Origin of the sequence: Neptunomonas japonica DSM 18939, assembly GCF_000422765.1 — a bacterium.
Classification (GTDB): Bacteria; Pseudomonadota; Gammaproteobacteria; order Pseudomonadales; family Balneatricaceae; genus Neptunomonas; species Neptunomonas japonica.
Window position 1 is genome coordinate 57623 of record NZ_AUGR01000018.1, and the last position, 20367, is coordinate 77989.

Annotated in this window: 15 protein-coding genes; 9 read left to right on the forward strand and 6 right to left on the reverse strand. The window is 42.8% G+C overall.

Annotated features, from left to right (window positions below):
- Nucleotides 1-398 precede the first annotated feature (398 nt).
- On the forward strand, nucleotides 399-1880 hold the full coding sequence (mqo, locus tag G511_RS0112670) for a malate dehydrogenase (quinone) (RefSeq protein WP_028469960.1): 1482 nt from the start codon (nucleotides 399-401) through the stop codon (nucleotides 1878-1880).
- 82 nt (nucleotides 1881-1962) lie between these two features.
- Here the strand turns inward: mqo and G511_RS0112675 are convergent, their stop codons facing one another.
- On the reverse strand, nucleotides 1963-2535 hold the full coding sequence (locus G511_RS0112675; RefSeq protein WP_028469961.1) for a TIGR04211 family SH3 domain-containing protein: 573 nt from the start codon (nucleotides 2533-2535) through the stop codon (nucleotides 1963-1965).
- A 214-nt stretch (nucleotides 2536-2749) separates the two neighbouring features.
- Here G511_RS0112675 and G511_RS0112680 point away from each other — a divergent pair, with 214 nt between their 5' ends.
- Nucleotides 2750-3553 carry a mechanosensitive ion channel family protein gene (locus G511_RS0112680; protein ID WP_036552004.1) on the forward strand — a complete coding sequence of 268 codons (804 nt, stop codon included), beginning with the start codon at nucleotides 2750-2752 and terminating at the stop codon, nucleotides 3551-3553.
- A 49-nt stretch (nucleotides 3554-3602) separates the two neighbouring features.
- Here the strand turns inward: G511_RS0112680 and G511_RS0112685 are convergent, their stop codons facing one another.
- From G511_RS0112685 to G511_RS0112695, 4 genes are all read right to left on the reverse strand, one after another.
- Nucleotides 3603-5801: a sodium:solute symporter family protein gene (locus G511_RS0112685; RefSeq protein WP_028469963.1), complete on the reverse strand. Its 2199-nt coding sequence runs from the start codon at nucleotides 5799-5801 to the stop codon at nucleotides 3603-3605.
- A 109-nt stretch (nucleotides 5802-5910) separates the two neighbouring features.
- A complete protein-coding gene (yidD, locus tag G511_RS24230; RefSeq protein WP_245574009.1) occupies nucleotides 5911-6168 on the reverse strand; it encodes a membrane protein insertion efficiency factor YidD in 258 nt (85 codons plus the stop codon).
- A 4-nt stretch (nucleotides 6169-6172) separates the two neighbouring features.
- A complete protein-coding gene (locus tag G511_RS0112690) occupies nucleotides 6173-7012 on the reverse strand; it encodes a GGDEF domain-containing protein (RefSeq protein WP_028469964.1) in 840 nt (279 codons plus the stop codon).
- A 100-nt stretch (nucleotides 7013-7112) separates the two neighbouring features.
- Nucleotides 7113-8498, reverse strand: coding sequence for a PhoH family protein (locus G511_RS0112695; protein WP_028469965.1), 1386 nt, complete (start codon nucleotides 8496-8498; stop codon nucleotides 7113-7115).
- A gap of 108 nt (nucleotides 8499-8606) precedes the next feature.
- On the opposite strand from G511_RS0112695, the gene cobB reads away from it, so the two are divergent.
- Together cobB and ppnN are read left to right on the forward strand one after the other, a co-directional pair.
- On the forward strand, nucleotides 8607-9311 hold the full coding sequence (cobB, locus tag G511_RS0112700) for a Sir2 family NAD+-dependent deacetylase (protein ID WP_028469966.1): 705 nt from the start codon (nucleotides 8607-8609) through the stop codon (nucleotides 9309-9311).
- Nucleotides 9312-9439: 128 nt separating this feature from the next.
- On the forward strand, nucleotides 9440-10810 hold the full coding sequence (ppnN, locus tag G511_RS0112705; protein ID WP_028469967.1) for a nucleotide 5'-monophosphate nucleosidase PpnN: 1371 nt from the start codon (nucleotides 9440-9442) through the stop codon (nucleotides 10808-10810).
- Between the two features lie 116 nt (nucleotides 10811-10926).
- Here ppnN and bktB read toward each other — a convergent pair whose 3' ends face one another.
- Nucleotides 10927-12111, reverse strand: coding sequence for a beta-ketothiolase BktB (bktB, locus tag G511_RS0112710; protein WP_028469968.1), 1185 nt, complete (start codon nucleotides 12109-12111; stop codon nucleotides 10927-10929).
- 242 nt (nucleotides 12112-12353) lie between these two features.
- Between bktB and G511_RS0112715 the strand changes: the two genes are divergently transcribed.
- From G511_RS0112715 to hrpA, 5 genes are read left to right on the forward strand one after another with little or no spacing between them, the layout of a single operon-like run.
- The gene (locus tag G511_RS0112715) at nucleotides 12354-13331 is read left to right on the forward strand and encodes a M23 family metallopeptidase (protein ID WP_028469969.1); all 978 of its coding nucleotides are present in this window, start codon (nucleotides 12354-12356) and stop codon (nucleotides 13329-13331) included.
- Nucleotides 13280-13741: a bactofilin family protein gene (locus tag G511_RS0112720; RefSeq protein WP_028469970.1), complete on the forward strand. Its 462-nt coding sequence runs from the start codon at nucleotides 13280-13282 to the stop codon at nucleotides 13739-13741. Before G511_RS0112715 ends, G511_RS0112720 begins: the two co-directional genes overlap by 52 nt.
- Before the next feature lie 3 nt (nucleotides 13742-13744).
- Nucleotides 13745-14545 (forward strand): class II glutamine amidotransferase, encoded by an 801-nt coding sequence (locus tag G511_RS0112725; protein ID WP_028469971.1) that lies wholly within the window; start codon nucleotides 13745-13747, stop codon nucleotides 14543-14545.
- A 48-nt stretch (nucleotides 14546-14593) separates the two neighbouring features.
- Nucleotides 14594-16252: an AMP-binding protein gene (locus tag G511_RS22790; RefSeq protein WP_245574011.1), complete on the forward strand. Its 1659-nt coding sequence runs from the start codon at nucleotides 14594-14596 to the stop codon at nucleotides 16250-16252.
- A 35-nt stretch (nucleotides 16253-16287) separates the two neighbouring features.
- Nucleotides 16288-20229, forward strand: coding sequence for an ATP-dependent RNA helicase HrpA (gene hrpA, locus G511_RS0112735; RefSeq protein ID WP_028469972.1), 3942 nt, complete (start codon nucleotides 16288-16290; stop codon nucleotides 20227-20229).
- The last annotated feature ends 138 nt before the right edge of the window (nucleotides 20230-20367 follow it).

The following is a 20367-nucleotide window of genomic DNA, read 5'->3' on the forward strand; positions in this document are numbered from 1 at the left end:
CATCCTCTTTGTGATTTAGTTTAAACGTTATATAGCTTAATTCGGTCTCACTGGTGAAAAAGTAAGCAATGTTAATAAGTTAACTATCATCAGTGGTTGCCGGGCATGCTTGTGTTGGTTCTATGTATACTACGAATTGACCAGTACTCTAGACCTAATTCTTCAAGACTTTTCACAAAGAATCCGTATAATTCGCGCCAATATGTCCCATGTGAATGACAAATTGTCACATTCATATGTTTTTAGTCGGCACGAAAATGCTGGGGCAGGCATCCGGTTGTTGGCGAAACCAAAAGTTTCGTTGCAGTGTGGCTTCTGAGTGATTTGCTTATGAGAGCCAGTACTATCGGGTGTGATTTTCAGATCCCATATTTATATTTGAAATGGTGAAGATCAAAATGATAGCAAAATCGGCAGATGTATTGTTAGTTGGCGCAGGTGCAATGAGCACTACCCTAGGTATGCTTTTGAAACAGCTTGACCCTAACATAAATATCGTGATGGTAGAGCGTTTGGGCCATGTTGCTCATGAGAGTACAGATGGGTGGAATAATGCCGGCACAGGGCATGCAGCATATTGTGAGCTGAACTATACCCCTAAAAAAGCTGATGGCAGTATTGATACTAGTAAAGCTTTTGCCATTAATTCCGCGTTTGAAGTCAGCCTACAGTTTTGGTCTTACTTAGTTAAGCAAGGTGCGCTACCAAAACCAGAAAATTTTATTCATGCGACACCTCATCAGAGTTTCGTTTGGGGTGAAGATAACGTTGAGTTTTTACGTAAGCGTTATGAAGCTCTAAGTAAGTCAGCGCAATTTGCCGACATGGAATACAGTGAAGATCCTCACGTTTTACGTGAGTGGATGCCGCTTATTGTTGAAAATCGCGATCCTATGGAGCCTGTTGCTGGTACAAGAGTTCGTTATGGTGCGGATGTAGATTTCGGCTCTTTAGCACGTAATATGTCGACTCACCTAGAGCAGCAAGATAACTTTGAGTTGCTGCTTAGTAACTCGGTTACAGACCTAGAGCAACAAGAAGATGGTTTGTGGCAGGTGGAGTTGAAAAACTCTAAAACAGGCGCTGAGAGAACAATTACATCTCGATTTGTCTTTTTAGGCGCCGGTGGTGGTGCATTACCTTTGTTACAGTTATCAGGTATCCCTGAAGGTGATGGTTATGGTGGGTTCCCTGTAAGTGGGCAGTGGCTGGTTTGTAAGAAGCCTGAGATTGTGGATAAGCATTTAGCAAAAGTTTATGGCCTAGCACCGATCGGTGCGCCACCAATGTCTGTTCCGCATTTAGATACACGTATTATCAGTGGGCAAAAAGCCCTGCTATTCGGGCCTTTCGCTGGTTTTACTACTAAGTTCCTAAAGCAAGGCTCTATGCTTGATCTACCAAAAAGCCTACGTATTAATAATTTAGTGTCAATGTTGTCTGTCGGTAAGAACAACATGGACCTAACTCGTTACTTGATTAGCGAAGCGATGCAGTCTCATGAAGAGCGTGTTGACTCTCTTCGTAACTTCTATCCTGAGGCTAAGAATGATGATTGGGAGTTGGCTGAAGCGGGTCAACGCGTTCAGATCATCAAAAAAGATGAAGAAAAAGGTGGGAAACTAGAGTTTGGTACTGAAGTAATTGCTTCGGCAGATCACACTTTGGCTGCTTTACTTGGCGCCTCTCCTGGTGCGTCAACAGCGGTGAATACTATGATTGATATTGTTGGGCGTTGTTTCCCTGAGCGTATGGCAACGCCTGAGTGGCAAAGTAAAATGAAGGAGATGGTTCCTTCTTATGGTGAGTCTTTACCAGATAATCCTGAGTTATTGAAAAGTGTGCGTCAATATACACTTTCAACGTTGGAGCTGGATTAGTAGTCGTGTTTGATCACTAAGTTACAGCTGTAAAAAAGCCGACAATCGTCGGCTTTTTTATTTGCTCATTGAAGTGACTTATTTATAGCCAGTCATCACGGCGTTTCTTCTTTTTAGGTAGGTAAGGTACCAGTAAGCCTAGTAATACGCCTCCTAATGCAACTAAACCGCCATAAGTGAACCAGCGCATGAGGTTGCTCTCATCCATATTGTCTATCTGGCGATTCAAATCTTTGATTTCGGTATTTAGTTTAGTTAGTTGGCCTGAGTAAGTTCCGTTTTCAGTTTTGAACGTATCTAATTCTCCTCTGAGGGTTTGGATTTCAGAAGATTGTTGTTTAACCAGTACTTGGCTTGTCTCTAATGCTGTTTCAAGCTTGGGTACTCGAATCTGGATGCTGTCACCATTATCCACATTGGTTGCATCTACCCAGCCTGTTTTTCCTGAAGCTGTGCGGATTTGAATAAATTTCCCATCACTACTCTTCCTGAGTATGTTTATCGGTGATCCACTGCGAACACGCCCGGAAATTTTGTACTGATTACTCGGTCCGCCATGAACAAAAACAAAAACATTGTCGGCAATATGGCCTTTTTCAGCATGGACGGGAAGGGATGCTGAGATGATTGCAGCAGCAAGTATATATTTCTTCATTAGTCAGAGAGCCTTTGTCTCGGATGAATGTATTGTATGAGTATCTCTGAGGAGAGCCTATAGTAAACGATTTTGTATCAAATACGATTGAAAATCTCTACTAAAGTTCCTTTTGATGTAGGTTTTTTTACTCCACACATGGATAATGCCGCTCTGTTTGTATAAGACCAATTAGACGAAGGAGTCATAAGTGGAAAAATTTCTAGATCCAGCGATGTTGATTAATATTCAGAATGAATATGTTCTACCTTGGGGTATTAATATTGTTATGGCGCTGGCTGTATTCATTATCGGACGGATTGTTATCGGACTGGTGATGAGGCTTGTAAGAAAGTTATTAAATAAGTCCAAAATGGACAATATGTTAATTAACTTTGTGACGTCCATTTTAGGCTCTTTATTACTACTCTTTGTTATTGTTGCATCGCTTGACCAACTGGGTGTGAATACCTCTTCTTTGATAGCGATTGTTGGTGCTGCTGGGTTGGCCATTGGTTTATCTTTGCAGGATTCTCTAAAGAATTTCGCAGCCGGTGTTTTACTGGTTGTGTTTCGCCCGTTTCGTGAAGGTGACTTCGTTGAGGCTGCTGGAGTATCTGGAGTCGTAGAGAGTATTTCGATTTTTAGTACAGTCATGCGTACGGGTGATAATCGTGAAGTGATTGTGCCAAACGGCCCTATCTATAGTGGTGTTATCACAAACTATTCAAAACGTGATACACGACGAGTCGATATGGTTTTTGGGATTGGTTATGAAGCAAACCTTCTGCAAGCTAAGCAGTTACTGGCAGATATTCTTGCTGAAGATGAGCGTATTTTAGCCGAACCTAAGAGTGTGATCGCTGTTTCAGAGTTGGCTGATAGTAGCGTGAACTTTGTAGTGCGTCCTTGGGTAAGAACTGGAGATTATTGGGACGTTCTTTGGGACACCACTGAAAAAGTGAAATTACGCTTTGATGAAGCGGGTATCTCAATTCCATTCCCGCAAATGGATGTACACGTACATAAGCAGGGCTGAGGTAGTGGACGCTAAATTCAAAAGTGAGTTTAGCGTGCCGTCATAAAGTCTATTTAAGTGAAGGGTTGCGAGGCAGCTGGGTTAGTTGGCTTCTCAATTCTTCATTTTCTTGATTAGCTCGCTGTGCTTCCATTCTGTATTTGAAAATCTCTTCGTACCTATCTTCCAGTTTTGTTTCGAGCACTACAATCTCTTTTTGTTGACCATTGACAGTGCCTTCCAAAGTGTCAATTTGAGACTGTAAATCTGACAGCATACCGAAACCGTTCGGCAGCAAATCTTCTTCATCGTTGTTTTTTTTCTGAGTGATGCTTTGTGTGCCTAGCTCGTTAACAATGTGGCTATATAGCGCTTTGAGATCGCTGGATTCGCGTTCTGTGTAACGAATGGTTTGTTCTAGCGCGCTGTGTGCGCTAGCTGCACCAATAGAGCCTGCCAATAAGTGCTCTAGCATACGATGGAATTCGATCAGCTCAATGATGGTTATATGTGTCTGACCAAGTACCTGTAGATCTTCAGCAATGGTGTATACGGATTCTCTGGCTTTGTCTGCGCTAAGGTATTGTGAGAGTAAGCTTTTAGCCTCTTCAATTTTGGTGTTCAGTGTTATATAAGCATCTAACCCAGTTGGGCGGGCTTTGTGGCCGGTTTTCTGTGGCTGAAGTGCTGTCATAAACTCAGTGGTGAGCGTTCTTTCATCTTTATGAGGCTGGTATACAAGAGAGCCAATAATATAAAAACTGATGTTGAAAAGTAGAGTCCAAATAACACTGTGTGTGAGTGGGTGTAGCCCATCTAGTCCTAAAAGGGCTTCTGGGTTTAATAACTCAATGCCCCAGGGGCCATGAATCAAAATATCTGGGTTCAACCAACCTTGTTTTATAAATGTGGGCAGGCCTAGTGTATAACACCAAAGGGCGAAACCTGCGAGCAGGCCTGCAAAAGCGCCGCCACTGTTGGCGCGTTGCCAAAACATTCCACCGAAGACGGCAGGAGCAAACTGCAAAATAGCAGCAAATGAGAGTAGGCCTATAGCCGCTAAAATGTAGGAGTCACTGAACTCGCGTTCAAACCAATAGCTACTAATTAAAATTAAACCGACCAATATCCAGCGAATTTGTAATAAATAGGCGCGTAACCGTTGCGCTGATGTAACGGATTCGATAATGGGTAAGACTAGGTGGTTCGATACCATGGTTGCTAGTGTCATCGTTGTAATGATGATCATGCCTGTGGCGGCTGAAAACCCTCCAATAAAAGCAAACATGGTGAGGCCGCTATAGCCCGCTTGTTGTGGTAAAAGTAATACAAAAAAGTCTGCGGATTCAGAGGGTAAGCCACTGAGTAAGCCTGCCGCCGCCAATGGTATAACAAATAAATTGATAGCAATTATGTAAAGCGGAAACAACCACATGGCCGTTTTTATATGCTGTTGGTCAGTATTCTCAATGACTGCCACATGGAACTGACGAGGTAAAAGGAAGATGCCGGCAAAACTTAATACAATAAGTGTCAACCACATGCTGGCGCTGTTCGTAGAAACGTCAAACTGGGTTAGGTATGAAAGGTTTGCTTCTGCCATACGTGTACTGATGTCGGCAAAACCATCATAAAGAATGAAGCAAACAAATAATCCTACACAAATAAAGGCGGCCAGTTTTACAATACTTTCAACGACAAGCGCTACAATCATTCCTTGATGGCGCTCTGTGGGGTCAAGCCGCCTTACGCCAAACATGATGGTGAAGGCTGTCATCAAAAGAGTTACTAGAAGACCGCTATACTCTCCGTTTGATCCTTGCTGATGGGTGATTATATCAAACGAATTAACAATAGCTTTGAGTTGTAGTGCGATATACGGAAGGATGCCAATAAGGGCAATGAGTGTTACTAGGCCTGCAATACGTTGTGAGCGTCGATATCGAGTGGATATAAAGTCGGCAATGCTAGTGATACGGAATGTTTCTTTTATGGCAACCATTTTTCGCAGAGTAACCCACCAAAAAACGATACCAATGAGCGCGCCAACATAAATACCTAAAAACAATAACCCAGAAGTGCTAGCGAAACCTACGCTTCCATAAAATGTCCATGAAGTATGAAACACAGCAAGCGATAGTGCATAAATCCAGGGGCTTTTTAGGGGGGTTCCTGTCTTGGTTATTCGCTTTTCAACCAGTTGCGCTACTACAAATAGCATTAGCATGTAGAGGATAACGGTTGAAATGACAGCTAAGGGCGAAAACATCAAAATTTGCCTTTCAATAGTGCTATTTTTGGAGAGGTATAACTTAGTTAGATATAGCCTAATTGTAACGCGTTTTTAGCGATAGGCTTAAATACTATTTCTTCGAATGTTAGGGGGAGTGCTCATTGTGAGGGCATTTGCAGGCAGGCGGTACGGGATCTATTCCACCTTCATGCCACGGATGGCACTTTAGTATCCTACGAGAACCCAGTCCAATACCTTTTAAAATGCCGTGGGTTTCAATTGCTTCGAGCATATAGTGCGAACAGCTAGGGTAAAAGCGGCAGTTACTACCAAGAAAGGGGCTGATGGCGTATTGATAAATACGGATTAAGCCTGTTAGTACTGCCGTTATAGCTTTTTTCAAAATATTAACTCTCGGCGCAGTTTTTTTCTGCGCGTAAAAGGAAATCATCAAATTGATGATCAGCTTCATTATCTAGTTCAGCGCCGCCAAAGCTTATATCAACCGGAATATTAGTATCTGCAATGGTTATATCTCGATTGGCAACGGCGGTTTTAATGCGGTGAGTGACAATTTCGATTTGTTCTAACGTTGCATCAATTAAGCAAATAACAAAACTCTTATTATCTAACCTTGCAGCATAGTCAGATTCGCGTAATACGTCTTTTAAGGAGCGTGATAAGTTGATCAGAATATGATCTCCCATCGCGTAACCGTAGCTTTGATTGATGTGGCGCATATTGGCTATGGTAACGACAAGAATGGATACTGGGTTCTTGTAACGTTTTGAACGGGCAATATCTTGGGCGCCCATCAAGAAAAGCTGTTGCCTATTGAAAAGACCGGTTAGTGGATCATGCGTTGCTTGTGCTTGCAGTGCATTTTCAGTTTTTACTTGGGAGCTAATATCTTGAAAAAAGACATAGACTTGTTTTTGAGCAAAAAAGAAGGTTGCATCGTAGTAACGAATACCTGCGCCGCTCATCAACGTTATATGCTGTTGATGTGAGCTTTTAGATTCGATTGCTTGCTGCGTATTTTGTGTTAAAACAGCAAGGCTTTCTTCGGATTGGTTTAAATTCGTTAAGGCTAGATTGATTAAGTCAGATACTTGAGTATGAAATACATGCCCAGCAGCTTCATTGGCATACACAATTTGCATATTTTCAACCACGAGAATGGCATTCGGGTTGAACTCTACTAAAGGATTTGAAGCGTGTTCTGTTAAAGCGGTCTCAATACTCATATAAAATCCATGTGTTTGCTTTGTGCTTCCATAATACGAACTAATAAACAGAATGAACATATAAAAAAGCTGCTGGAGTTGATCTCCAGCAGCTGGGTTATTATAAATTCTCTTCAGCGTACTCGGCTAGTCTTGAACGGAAGATTCCTTCAAAGTGGACGTTTGCTGCACCGTCAAATCCTTTAAAGCGTTCGACAATGTAGGTGAGCCCGGAAGTAAGAGGGGTAAGGTAGTTGGAATCAATCTGGGCTAAGTTGCCCAAACAGATCATTTTGGTGCCTTTTCCTGAGCGTGTCAGGATAGTTTTTAGTTGTGATGGCGTTAGATTTTGCGCTTCGTCAATGATGACGACAGCATCCTGAATGCTTCTACCACGAATAAAGTTCAAAGATTTAAATTGGATGTTTGCTTTTTCTATCGTGTACTTAACGCTGCTTAATGGGCGCTCATCATTTTCATGCATCGCTTCCAGATTATCATTGATCGCGCTCATCCACGGTGTCATTTTTTCTTCTTCAGTGCCGGGTAAAAAGCCGATATCTTCTGCAACAGGGGGGGTTGAACGTGTCACTATAATTTTATTGTAGCGTTTATCCTCTATTACCATTTCTAGTGCACTGGCTAAGGCTATCAGTGTTTTACCTGAACCTGCAGCGCCATTAAGAATGGCTAAGTCTATGCTTGGGTCTAAAACAGATTGCATAGCAAAAGCTTGGAATATATTGATCGGTGATATACCCCAGCAACTTTGTTGCATTAAGTGCTCGTAACCTAAGTCCAGTAAAATTATTTCGTTATCGTTAATGGCAACAACACGGGCTGCAAAATCTTTGGAGTCGTCAAAGATGTATTCGCTGATATATGCTTCAGGGATTAATGACTTGTCGACATGATGGTAGGTATGTCCATCTTTTTGAATACTCTTTACTTGGTCGACCTTTTCCCAGAAGGTGCCATCTAAATGTGTATGACCAGCAGGCAGTAAGTCGATATCCGACACTAGCTGGTCTGTGCGGTAGTCTTCAACCTGTTCAAGACCTGCGCCTAATGCTTTTAGACGCATGTTGATGTCTTTGGTGACGAGAATAACTTCTCTATGGGTGGTAGTTGATTGAAGGTGTAATGCGCAATTGATGATGAGGTTGTCTTTTTTATTACTGGTTAAAAATCCGGGGCGAGCGGTGAGTTCATGATCTGGAAAAATACTGAGTTTACCGAGTCGTTCCTCACGGTCCTTTCCTGGGAGGGGAATCTGAACGCCTTTAGTTATTTGTGATGGCGAAGTGGCGGTGGATAAAATGTCATCAATCGCTCTAATAGCGTAGCGTGCTTCTTGGGCGACATTTTTTTTACGATCCTTGATGTCATCGAGCTCTTCTAGAACCGTCATCGGGATCGCGACATCTTGCTCTTTAAATTCGTATAGGCATTTGGGGTCATGCAGCAGAACGTTAGTATCGAGAATATAGAGTTTTGTTGCGCTCATGGCTCTATCCTTTTATAGCCGAAACAGAGAATGACAAACTTAATAGACCTTCAATATTCATGATAGTCTAATGTTTTATGTTTGTGGTCAACCTTTCTGGAGAAGTGTATGGGGTATCAGTCAGTTGTTGTTCTAACGGGGGCGGGAATATCGGCTGAATCGGGAATTCGTACCTTTAGGGCTAGCGATGGGCTGTGGGAAGATCATCATATAGAGGATGTGGCAACGCCAGAAGGTTTTCATCGAGATCCTGAGTTGGTGCATCGGTTTTATAATAGTCGTCGTGAGCAATTATTGAGTAAAACTGTGCAGCCCAATGATGCCCATAAAGCACTAATAACGCTAGAGAAATACTTTAAGGATAACTTCCTCCTAGTAACGCAAAATGTTGATAATTTACATGAGCGTGCCGGCAGTGAGGAGATGATTCATATGCATGGTGAGTTGCTTAATATGCGTTGCAGCCAAACGGGCTTTGTTTCTTCTGTTAAGCATAATACTAGCCCTTTAGACCGATGTGTCTGTTGTGGGCTGCAAGGTACTTTGCGGCCTGATATTGTTTGGTTTGGTGAAGAACCTATGCAAATGAGTCATATCTATGCGGCCTTGAGTCAGTGTGATCTTTTTTTATCGATAGGTACCTCTGGGCATGTTTATCCAGCAGCTGGTTTTGTGGAAGTGGCTAACGAGGCAGGTGCTGATACGGTTGAAATTAATCTTGAACCTTCACGTAAAGAGTCCCATTTCAAAGCTCATTTTTATGGGCCTGCAAGTGAGCAGGTACCACGCTTTATAGATGATCTGCTCAGCTAAAGTTAAGTGAGAAAAATATAAGTTTTTGTTATTTATAGATATACCTGTAATAAAAAGTGAACTATGTTGAAGTATAAAGAGCTGTATATGCTCTTGTTAGATTTTATTTTTAAGGATGGGTGGCGTCTATGATCACTGAACATTTTATCAATGCAAGTGTAACGCCCTTGGAGAGCATGGATACTCTCTCTCCACACGAGGTTGCCAAATTACAAGATATAAGCCAAAGGGGGTTATATCGTTTATTTCGCCAGTGCTGCTTGGCGGTATTAAATACTGGAAGTGAGCTTGATAGTACGCGTACAGTGCTACACCGTTTTCGTGAGTTCGATATACGTATTAAGCACAAGCATAGAGGGGTTCAGCTTGAACTAATTAATGCGCCAGCCTCTGCGTTTGTTGACGGGGAAATTATACAAGGTATTCGTGAGCACCTCTTTACGGTACTTCGTGATCTATTGTATGTGGGGGATGAACTTGATCAATGCTGTGCTGGCTTAACTGAATCTGAGAGCATTACCAACACGGTATTTCACATCTTACGCCATGCTTCGGCTATGCGGCCGCATGTAAAACCCAACCTAGTGGTGTGTTGGGGGGGGCATTCAATTCAGCGCTTAGAGTACGACTATACCAAGGAAGTAGGCTATGAGCTGGGCTTGCGTTCTTTTGATATTTGTACCGGTTGTGGTCCAGGTGCTATGAAAGGCCCGATGAAAGGGGCCACTATAGCGCATGCAAAACAACGTAAAGAAAGCCCGCGTTATATTGGTTTGACTGAACCTGGTATTATTGCCGCTGAGTCGCCAAATCCTATTGTGAATGAGCTGGTGACTTTGCCGGATATTGAAAAGCGATTGGAAGCATTCGTGAGGCTAGGCCACGGGATTATAGTGTTTCCTGGGGGCGCAGGTACGGCTGAAGAAATTCTCTATATGCTCGGGATTCTACTTCACCCTAAAAATAGAAATGTTCCTTTTCCTTTGGTATTTACTGGCCCTGCAGGTAGTGAAGCTTATTTTGAAACAGTGGACCGCTTTATTAAAGCGACTATTGGGGAGCGCGCTGCTGAGCGTTATGAGATTGTTGTGGGCGACCCTCATGGTGTGGCCGTAAGAATGAGAGAAGGCCTTGAGAAGGTTTTGGCTTATCGCAAGAAGACTGATGAGTCATACCATTATAATTGGCAGTTACATATTCCGCATGAATTCCAGCAGCCTTTTGAGCCAACGCATGAAGAGATGGCGCAATTGAATCTTCGAGAGGGGCAGCCCGATTATATTTTGGCCGCTCAGCTTAGGAAGGCGCTCTCGGGTATTGTTGCTGGAAATGTTAAAGAGCCGGGAGTGTTGGCTATTGAACAACACGGACCTTTTGAGTTAACGGGCGATAAGGATATTATGCAGTCGCTGGATCAATTGCTGGCATCGTTTGTAGAACAAAAACGCATGAAGATTAATCATGAAGAGTATCAGCCCTGTTATAAAATAGTGAATTAGGGGTGCGCTTTTAAAGGTGATGTTTCTTGTTATTTTCATACAAACTTAAAGCTATAAAAAAGGAGTCTCAATTGAGACTCCTTTTTATTTGCTAGCTTAAGCTCAGTATTTATTGCTTAGACTCTCTCTAGTAAAGCGGCGATACCCTGGCCACCACCGATACACATAGTGACGACGGCATAACGTCCTTCAACGCGCTGCAGCTCGTACAATGCTTTTACTGTGATAATCGCACCAGTTGCCCCGATTGGATGGCCCAGAGAGATACCAGATCCATTGGGGTTTACCTTGTCAGCTGGTAGCTCTAGATCGCGTGCCACAGCCAGTGCTTGAGCTGCAAATGCTTCGTTCACTTCCCAAACATCAATATCGCCAACAGATAGACCTGCTTCATCTAGTAGTTTGCGAACTGCAGGAACAGGGCCAATACCCATATATTTAGGTTCAACTCCGACGAATGAGTAGCCAGCTAAGCGAGCCATTGGCTTAAGATCGCGTGATTTGGCTTCTTCAGCGCTCATCATGGTTACAACAGCAGCGGCATCATTTAAACCTGAAGCATTACCTGCCGTTACACTACCGTCGCGTTTGAAGGCTGGGCGAAGTTTCGTCATGTCTTCTATTTTACAGCCTAGACGGGTGTGCTCATCAGTATCAAAAAAGGTACTACCTTTACGGCTTTTTAATTCAATCGGCAAAATTTGATCTTTGAAACGGCCCGCAGCGGTAGCGGCTTCAGCACGTTGGTGACTCAATGTTGCTAATGCATCTTGGTCTTCACGGCTAATATCCCACTTCTCAGCAACATTTTCAGCAGTGATACCCATATGAGTGTCGTCAAATGGGCAGGTTAGGGCACCAACCATTGCATCAATAATAGCGCCATCGCCCATACGCTGGCCGAAACGAGCACTTGGCATCCAGTATTGTGAGCGGCTCATTACTTCGGAGCCCCCAGCTACTGCTGCAGTGCAATGGCCAAGTTCAATTTGTTGTGCCGCCGTAATAATGGCCTGTAAGCCACTACCACAAAGACGGTTTACAGTAAGAGAAGGTGTTTCATATGGCAGTCCACCATCAACTGCAGCGGCTCGACCAATATACATATCACGGCGTTCGGTATGGATTACATTTCCGATCACGCTATGTCCAAAAGCGGTAGGCTCAACTCCTGAGCGCTGAACGGCTTCGCTCACGACGGCTGCTGCTAGTTCACACGGAGTTTTAGTTTTCAGGCTGCCACCGAAACCACCGATAGCTGTACGTACGCCACTTAAAAAAACGACATCATGCTGACTCATACCCTACTTTCCTTTTTTTAATATAATAGTAACTCTAGCTCTGGTTCTGAAATGGGAAATATATTCAGAACCACTGAACATAAACCATATTTACTACAGTAGTTACACTGGTCTATAGACAATTGGTTTAGTTTTTAGACTATTGAGTAATGCCCAGAAGCGAATATAGCGGTGTTTTATGACAACTCTGAAATTTATGGGTATATTTAGCGCTGTTTGGGAAAGCCTTTAAGGGGCAGCGATTGAAGAATAAGTTAATAGTCACGTTAACAACCGTTCGTGGCTCACGTCAGTACTCTTTAGGGCAAGTTGCACGTTATATAGTGGCGCTGACTATTGTGTTGTTTGCTACAAGTTTTTTTATATCCAACTGGTTTTTAGTGAAGACAAGCGACGACTTATCTGATCTTGAAGAAGATCATGAGCAGCTAAGCGACCAGTATGAGATGATGCTGGGAACACAGAACCTATACAAAAATGAATTAGATCAGTTAAGCGTTTCATTATCACGCGTTGCAAGTCAGCGTGATAAGTTGCAAGCTGAAAACATTCGTATGGGTGATAAGCTTTATGAGGGGAATAACCGTCTTGGTGAGCTACATGCTACACTAGGCGCTAGTCTAAATGGCTTGGAGACTCTGCTAAATGTAGAGCCATCAAACGATATGTCAAAAGAGCGGCTTGAGTCTTTGACTATGATGGCTAACCAGCGTTTGTTTATGCTAAATAGTATTCCTAACGGTGTGCCTATCCAAGCTATCAGAATCAGTGATGGTTTTGGTATGCGAATGCATCCGATTCGTAAAAAACGTGTAATGCATCATGGCATTGACTATAAAGCGAACATAGGAACTCCTGTGTACTCGACAGCGGATGGCGTAGTAGAGTCAGCAGGCAATAAGCATGATGGGTATGGCAAGCAGGTTGTGATTCTTCATGGATTTGGTTTTAAATCCAGTTATAGTCATTTGAATAAAATTGAAGTAAGTAGTGGCGAGTTTGTTCATAAAGGACAGAAAATAGCAGAAAGTGGCAATACGGGTAAGTCCACCGGGCCGCATCTACATTATGAAGTTCGCCACCTTTATTCGAAGATTAATCCGGCACCTTTTGTAGCGTGGAATATAGCTAACTTTGATACAATTTTTTCTACAGTGAAGAGTGTGAAATGGGCATCCTTAAAAAATCTCTATCCTCTAAATCAAACCGTTCAGCCATAACTATTATTGCTGAAGGGAATAAGTTTTCTGGTGAAATGAATATCGTTGGGAAAATGCATATAGATGGGATGTTCGAAGGGAATATTAATTCGCTGGATAACATATCAATTGGTAAAACGGGGCACGTATCAGGCAATATCAAAGCCAAGCACATGACGGTTAGCGGCTTGTTAGAAGGTGAAGTCGTATGTGATGAACTGCACATAGAGAAAGGCGGGAAAGTTCGAGCGATGGTGCTGAGCAAAATTATGAGCATTGACCCTGCTGGTTGTTTTCAGGGGGAGCGAAGAGAAAATGCAAGCCCTGCTTATCCTGCCGCAAAAGCTGCCGACTATGAATCTGGTGTAGATGCTATTGATTCTTTGCCTGATAAGATTACTTTAACAACATCTGAAAAGCAGAACTCTTAGCCTATGTGTGAATTGCTTGGTATGAGTGCCAATGTGCCTACTGATATCTGCTTTAGTTTTAGTGGGTTGATGCAAAGAGGCGGTGAAACAGGCCCGCATCGCGATGGTTGGGGAATTGCTTTTTATGAAGGGAAGGGAGTGCGGACATTTCATGACCCCGCGCCGAGTTGTCATTCAGTCATTGCACGACTAATAAAAAGCCATCCAATTAAAAGTTTGGTGGTGATAAGCCATATTCGCCAGGCTAATGTAGGTCAGGTTTGTTTAGAAAATACTCACCCTTTTATTCGTGAACTATGGGGGTTTAGTTGGTCTTTTGCTCATAATGGGCAGCTGGATAAACGCATATTTGATCTCCCTTTGGTTTTTTACAAGCCGGTGGGGAGTACTGATAGTGAATATGCATTTTGTTGGTTGTTAGACCAAGTCCGTTTGGCGTTTCCTGAGCGTCCAGAAAATGTTGATGAGCTAACGGCATTTATTCATCAGCGTTGTGAGCAGTTACGAGAGTTCGGCGTATTCAATATGTTGTTGTCTGAGTCTGAATATCTATTTACCTACTGCACTACCAAATTGTCTTGGCTTACTAGGCGAGCACCTTTTGGTGAAGCGAGCTTGAAAGATGAAGATTTAACGGTAGATTTTTGTAAAGAAACGACAGATAACGACATTGTTACCGTTATTGCTACAGATCCGCTTACTGATAATGAAGCATGGATTACTTTAAAAACGGGTGAGATGGTGGTGTTTCAAGGAGGATTGGATAAGGACCGCCGTTTGTCACGGAGTACTCATGGTGAATGATGGCCGCATGTTTGCTGGTCATTATTATAAAACATGGATAGGACTATTTTGAATCAGACAACAGATCTGCCCGTTTCAACTATTACTGAGTTATTGTCTTTTTCATGTAAGCGTTACACTTATCATTCTGCATTTAGTCATGCTGGTGCTACGCTAGACTATCAAGAGTTAGATCAGTTAAGTACGCACTTTGCTTCTTATATTCAGCACTATACATCGTTAGAAAAAGGTGACCGGATAGCGCTGTTACTGCCCAATTTACTTCAGTTTCCGGTTGTTCTTTTTGGTGCCTTGAAAGCGGGTCTTGTCGTTGTAAATCTCAACCCTCAATTTACTGCTTATGAACTGCAACGACAAATACAAGACAGTGAAGCGAAAGCCGCTGTTGTGCTATCTCAAATGACTGCAAACCTAGCAGAAATAATTAATACGACATTGTTGCAAACAGTTATTGTAACTAATGTAGTCGATCTTCATTCGCCTATGATGCGCTGCTGGTACGCGCTTTCTAACAAATGGAGACAACCTGAAAATAGCCTAGATAGTTTTGCCGGTACGGTTGGGTTTAGAAAAGTACTTAAATTAGGTGAAAAGAAGTTATATCAAAAGGTTGATATTTCTCCTGATGATCTTGCTTTTTTACAATACACTGGGGGGACTACGGGGGTAGCGAAAGGTGTAATGCTTCATCATCGACAGCTTATTGCTAATATGCATCAGATTAACGATGTGCTTAGTGAAGTGCTTGTTCCTGGAAAAGAGGTGATTTGTGCTCCGTTGCCTATTTACCATATTTATTCTTTAACATTTCATTGTCTTGTTATGTTGTCTCACGGTAGTCATATGGTGTTAATCCCTAACCCTAGGGATCTCGATTCATTGGTGTCCGAATTTGTAAAGTATCCTTTCACTATTCTTGCGGGCCTTAATACACTCTTTATCGGCTTGTGCCAGCATTCAACATTTGTTCAGCTAGATTTTAATTCTCTCAAAGCAACATTTTCTGGTGGTGTCGCTTTAACTCAATCAGCGGCTCATGAGTGGGAAAGTGTGACAGGAAATAGGATTTTAGAAGGGTATGGGTTAACAGAAGCGTCGCCAGTTGTTTCGGCGAATGCTCCAAGGTCTGTGGCTGCTGGAACAGTTGGTAAACCTTTGCGCGATACCCAAGTTAAAATCTTAGGGGAAGAGGGAGATGTGCTTTCTTATGGAGAGACTGGCGAGTTGTGGGTAAAGGGGCCGCAGGTAATGCAGGGGTATTGGAATAAGCCTGTAGATACTAACCAGGTACTGGTGGATGGTTGGTTAAAAACAGGTGATATTGCAAGAGTCGATCCACAGGGTAATATCCAAATTGTTGATCGCCAAAAGGATATGATTAATGTCTCTGGTTTTGCGGTTTATCCTAATGAATTAGAGAAAGTAATTAGCTGTCATCCCGATGTGTTGGAGTGTGCTGCTATTGGTATTCCGGACGAGATTTGCGGAGAGCATATCAAGCTCTACGTAGTATCCTCTAATCAACGACTTTCGATTCGTGATGTTAGGGACTATTGTCGTGAGCGCTTAACCTCATATAAAGTGCCTCGTGTAGTCGAATTTAGAAAAAGCTTACCGCATAATGGTGTAGGTAAGGTTCTCCGGCGCCAGCTGCGTGAGGAGGAACTCAATGCTTTGCAACACCCTAAATATGGTCGTCATCTTTAATAAGACCTTTCTATAAAATATCTCATGTGAATTTTGTGAACGATAATACTCAGCAAACCTCTTCTTTATACAAGCAGCTTGATAAGTGTCGTACGGTTGATCGCGAGCGCTTGCGTCATTCTATTAATAAAATGGTAGAGCGCATAAAAAATGCGTTGCCGGTTGATAGGACTCTAGTTTCTATTGAATCCCAAATAGATGCGAGCCAAAAGCTGGTGTCACAGAAGCAGTTGTTGATAGGTGAGATTAATTACCCTACATTACCGGTCGCTGATAGAAAGGATGAAATAAAAGAAGCCATCAGCCAGCATCAAGTCGTGGTGATTGCTGGTGAAACGGGGTCTGGGAAAACCACTCAGTTACCTAAGATCTGTTTAGAGCTAGGTTATGGCACTCAAGGGTTAATAGGTCATACGCAGCCTAGAAGGCTTGCTGCACGAACTGTGGCCACGCGTATCGCAGAAGAGCTTGGTACTCAGGTGGGGGCTAAAGTAGGTTATCAGGTTCGTTTTACTGATTTAGTGAGTGATGATTCCCTTATTAAGCTTATGACTGATGGTATCTTACTGGCAGAAACTCAGCATGATCCGTTATTGTCGAAGTATCAGGTTATTATTATTGATGAGGCACACGAAAGAAGTCTGAATATTGACTTTTTATTGGGCTACATTAAACGTATTTTGCCGCAACGCCCTGATCTTAAGTTAGTGATTACTTCTGCCACAATAGATTTAGAGCGATTCTCTGAGCACTTTAATTATGCCCCAATTATTGAGGTGTCTGGTCGTACTTATCCTGTTGAAACAATCTACCGTCCTTTATTAAGTGATGAAGAGGGCTCTCAAGATAGAACGCTTCTACAGGGAACTTATGACGCTGTTAATGAGATTGTTGAGCTTGATAAAGCAGCGAAGCGAGCCGGTGCGCGGGATATTCTTATTTTTCTAAGTGGTGAGCGAGAAATTAGAGAATCAGCAGAAATGCTGAGGAAAGCGCAATTACGAGATACCGAAGTGATGCCATTATATGCGCGCTTGAGTGTATCTGAACAAAATAGAATATTTCAGGGGGCTCGCAGTGCCGGTAGACGAATAGTGCTTGCTACCAACGTGGCAGAAACTTCTGTTACCGTGCCTAACATTCGTTATGTGATCGATACAGGTGTTGCACGTATTTCACGGTACAGTTATCGCTCAAAGGTTCAGCGTTTACCCATTGAAGCGATTTCTCAAGCCAGTGCTAATCAGCGAGCGGGCCGTTGTGGGCGTGTTGCTGCTGGAGTTTGTGTTCGCCTTTATAGTGAGGAGGACTTTAAGCAGCGTCCGGCCTTTACTGATGCAGAGATACGGCGTACTAATCTAGCTGCTGTTATTCTTCAAATGCTCAACTTAAAGCTTGGCAATATTGCTGACTTCCCTTTTATTGATCCGCCTGACAGTCGTTTTATTAGCGATGGTTTTAAGTTGCTAGAAGAGCTTGGGGCTGTGACTACGCGCAGGCATATGACTTCGTTGGGTAAAAAGCTCAGTCAGCTTCCGGTCGATCCACGTATTGGTCGAATGATTATCGAGGCTGAAAAGCAGGGGGCTCTTAAAGAAACCCTGGTGATCGCTAGTGCGTTGAGTTCTCAGGATGCTCGGGAGCGTCCGCTCGATAAGCAGCAGGCTGCCGATGAAAAGCATAAACAGTTTGCAGATGATCAGTCCGATTTTGTAACTATGTTGAATCTCTGGAATCAGTATGAAGAACAGCGTCAGGAGCTTTCGCAAAACCAGTTACGAAAGTATTGCCAGCAAAACTTTCTTTCTTTTATGCGTATGCGAGAGTGGCGTGATATGCATCGCCAGTTGCATTTAGCGGCTAAGCAGTTAGGGCTAAAAGAAAATAAGGTTCCAGCGCAGTACCGGGAGTTACATGTTTCGCTGCTGTCGGGATTGTTGAGCCATATTGGTTTTAAGCAGGAGAATAAAGAGTTTCTTGGTGCCCGTAATCGCCGTTTCCATATTTTTCCAGCCTCCGGTTTATTTAAGAAGCCACCGAAATGGGTGATGGCAGCTGAAATGGTTGAGACCACTAAGTTGTACGCTCGTATGTTGGCTCGTATTGAACCCGAGTGGGCTGAGTCGTTGGCTAAGCACCTTGTGAAGCGCTCATACCTTGAGCCTTCTTGGCATAAAAAACGAGCACAGGTAGTAGCAACGGAGCAAGTATCGCTTTTCGGTTTGCTGATTATCCCTAAACGTACCGTGCACTACGGGGTTATTGATTCAGAAGTTTCGCATCAGATATTTATTCGCTCGGCGCTGGTAGAAGGTGACTTTTATACAAAAGGAAAATTCTTTAGTCATAACCGAGACTTATTAGAGCAAATTGAAACATTAGAAGCTAAATCTCGACGTAAAGACTTACTCGTTGATGAAGATACGCTCTATGACTTTTATGCACGTAAGTTTATTGGTTTGCAGGGAGAGCATATAGTTAATGGTGCAGGATTTGAGAAGTGGCGCAAAGAGGCTGAGTTTAAGCAAGCAGAAGTGCTTTATCTGACGGAAGAAGATCTTTTACAGCGCTGCGTGTCACATGTGTCGCAAAGCGATTATCCCGACGAGTTTGAGTGGAAGGGAATAAAGCTGAACTTAAGTTATCACTTTGAGCCGGGAGCCATCGATGATGGTGTATCCATTTCTGTTCCGTTGGCTCTTCTGCGCCAGTTGCCGGTTAAGCGACTCGAATGGCTTGTTCCAGGAATGATCAGAGAAAAATGTACTGCTTTGCTTAAAGGCTTACCAAAGCAGCGCCGTAAAAATTTTGTACCAGTACCTGACTATGCTGGAGCAATCGCTGAAGCAATGCTTTTTGCCGATGGTGATTTGTTCGACGCGATGGCTCATCAATTGTTGCGTATGAGTGGGGTTAGGCTTGAATCATCAGAGTTAAGTCAGATTCAGTTGGATGACCATTACCGTATCAATATTAAATTACTTGATGATCAAGGGCGTTTGGTTGCAGAGAATCGAGACTGGGGCTTCTTGTGCGAGCACTTTGGTTCGTCCTCTGATGCAGCTATAAAAGAAGGACCAGATGACAGTTGGGGGCGTAAAGGGATAACTGAATGGGACTTTGGTGAACTGGCAGAAAAAGTACAGTTGCGCCAAGCCGGTGGCATTATGATTGATGCTTGGCCAATGTTGGTAGATCGTAAAGACAGCGTTGAGCTCATGTTGGCGATGAATAAAGCTGAAGCTGTTCAAGCTTCTATACAGGGTTTTACGCGACTAGCTATGTTATCGATGAGCCAGCAGATTCGTACCAATCGCTCCAAAATTCCTCACTTAAATGAAAGTTTATTATTTGCTAGTAAAATATTTACAAAAAAAGATTTAGAAGAAAATATCATTCGCCAGTCTGTAAGACGTGTGATGAAATTAGATGAGATGCTTCCAGCATCAAGAGAAGAGTTTGCCGAAAAAATTAAGAAAGCAAAGATGGAATTAAGCGCCAGCGTGCAAGAGTTAGCTAAGTTAGTTTATTCAATACATAAGCAATACCACTCTATTGTAAAGCAGTTGAGTTCTAGTGTTTCATTCGAGTCGGTGACTATATTGAATGATATTAAAAGTCAGCTAGAAAACTTAGTTTTCAAAAACTACATATCCTACATCTCGTGGTCTGAGTTGCATCAATACCCAAGATATATGGATGCGATTATATTGCGCCTTGAAAAGTTTCCTCGTGAAATTCAGCGTCAACGCCTGTTAAGTGACCAACTTCAGCAGCTTTGGAAAGCATTTGTCGAGTTAAGGGAGCATAAAATAAAGTTGGGCGGGAGCAATGCTTTGTGGGTTGAGCAGCTCAATAGTTATCGATGGTATATAGAAGAATATAGGGTGTCACTTTTTGCCCAGCAGTTGGGGACGTCGGTCAGTGTTTCTGAAAAAAGAGTGCGTCAGCGTTGGAAAGAAGTACAAGCTGATTGAGATCAATAAAAAATAGATACATAAGTATTAAAGGGGGCCGGAAACTTTCTAAGGGTTGCGGTGTCTCCTTTGCTGTGGTTTAATTGCGCACAATTTAGTCATGTGCGTAAATTTAGTATTTTAGAGAAAAATGCTCAT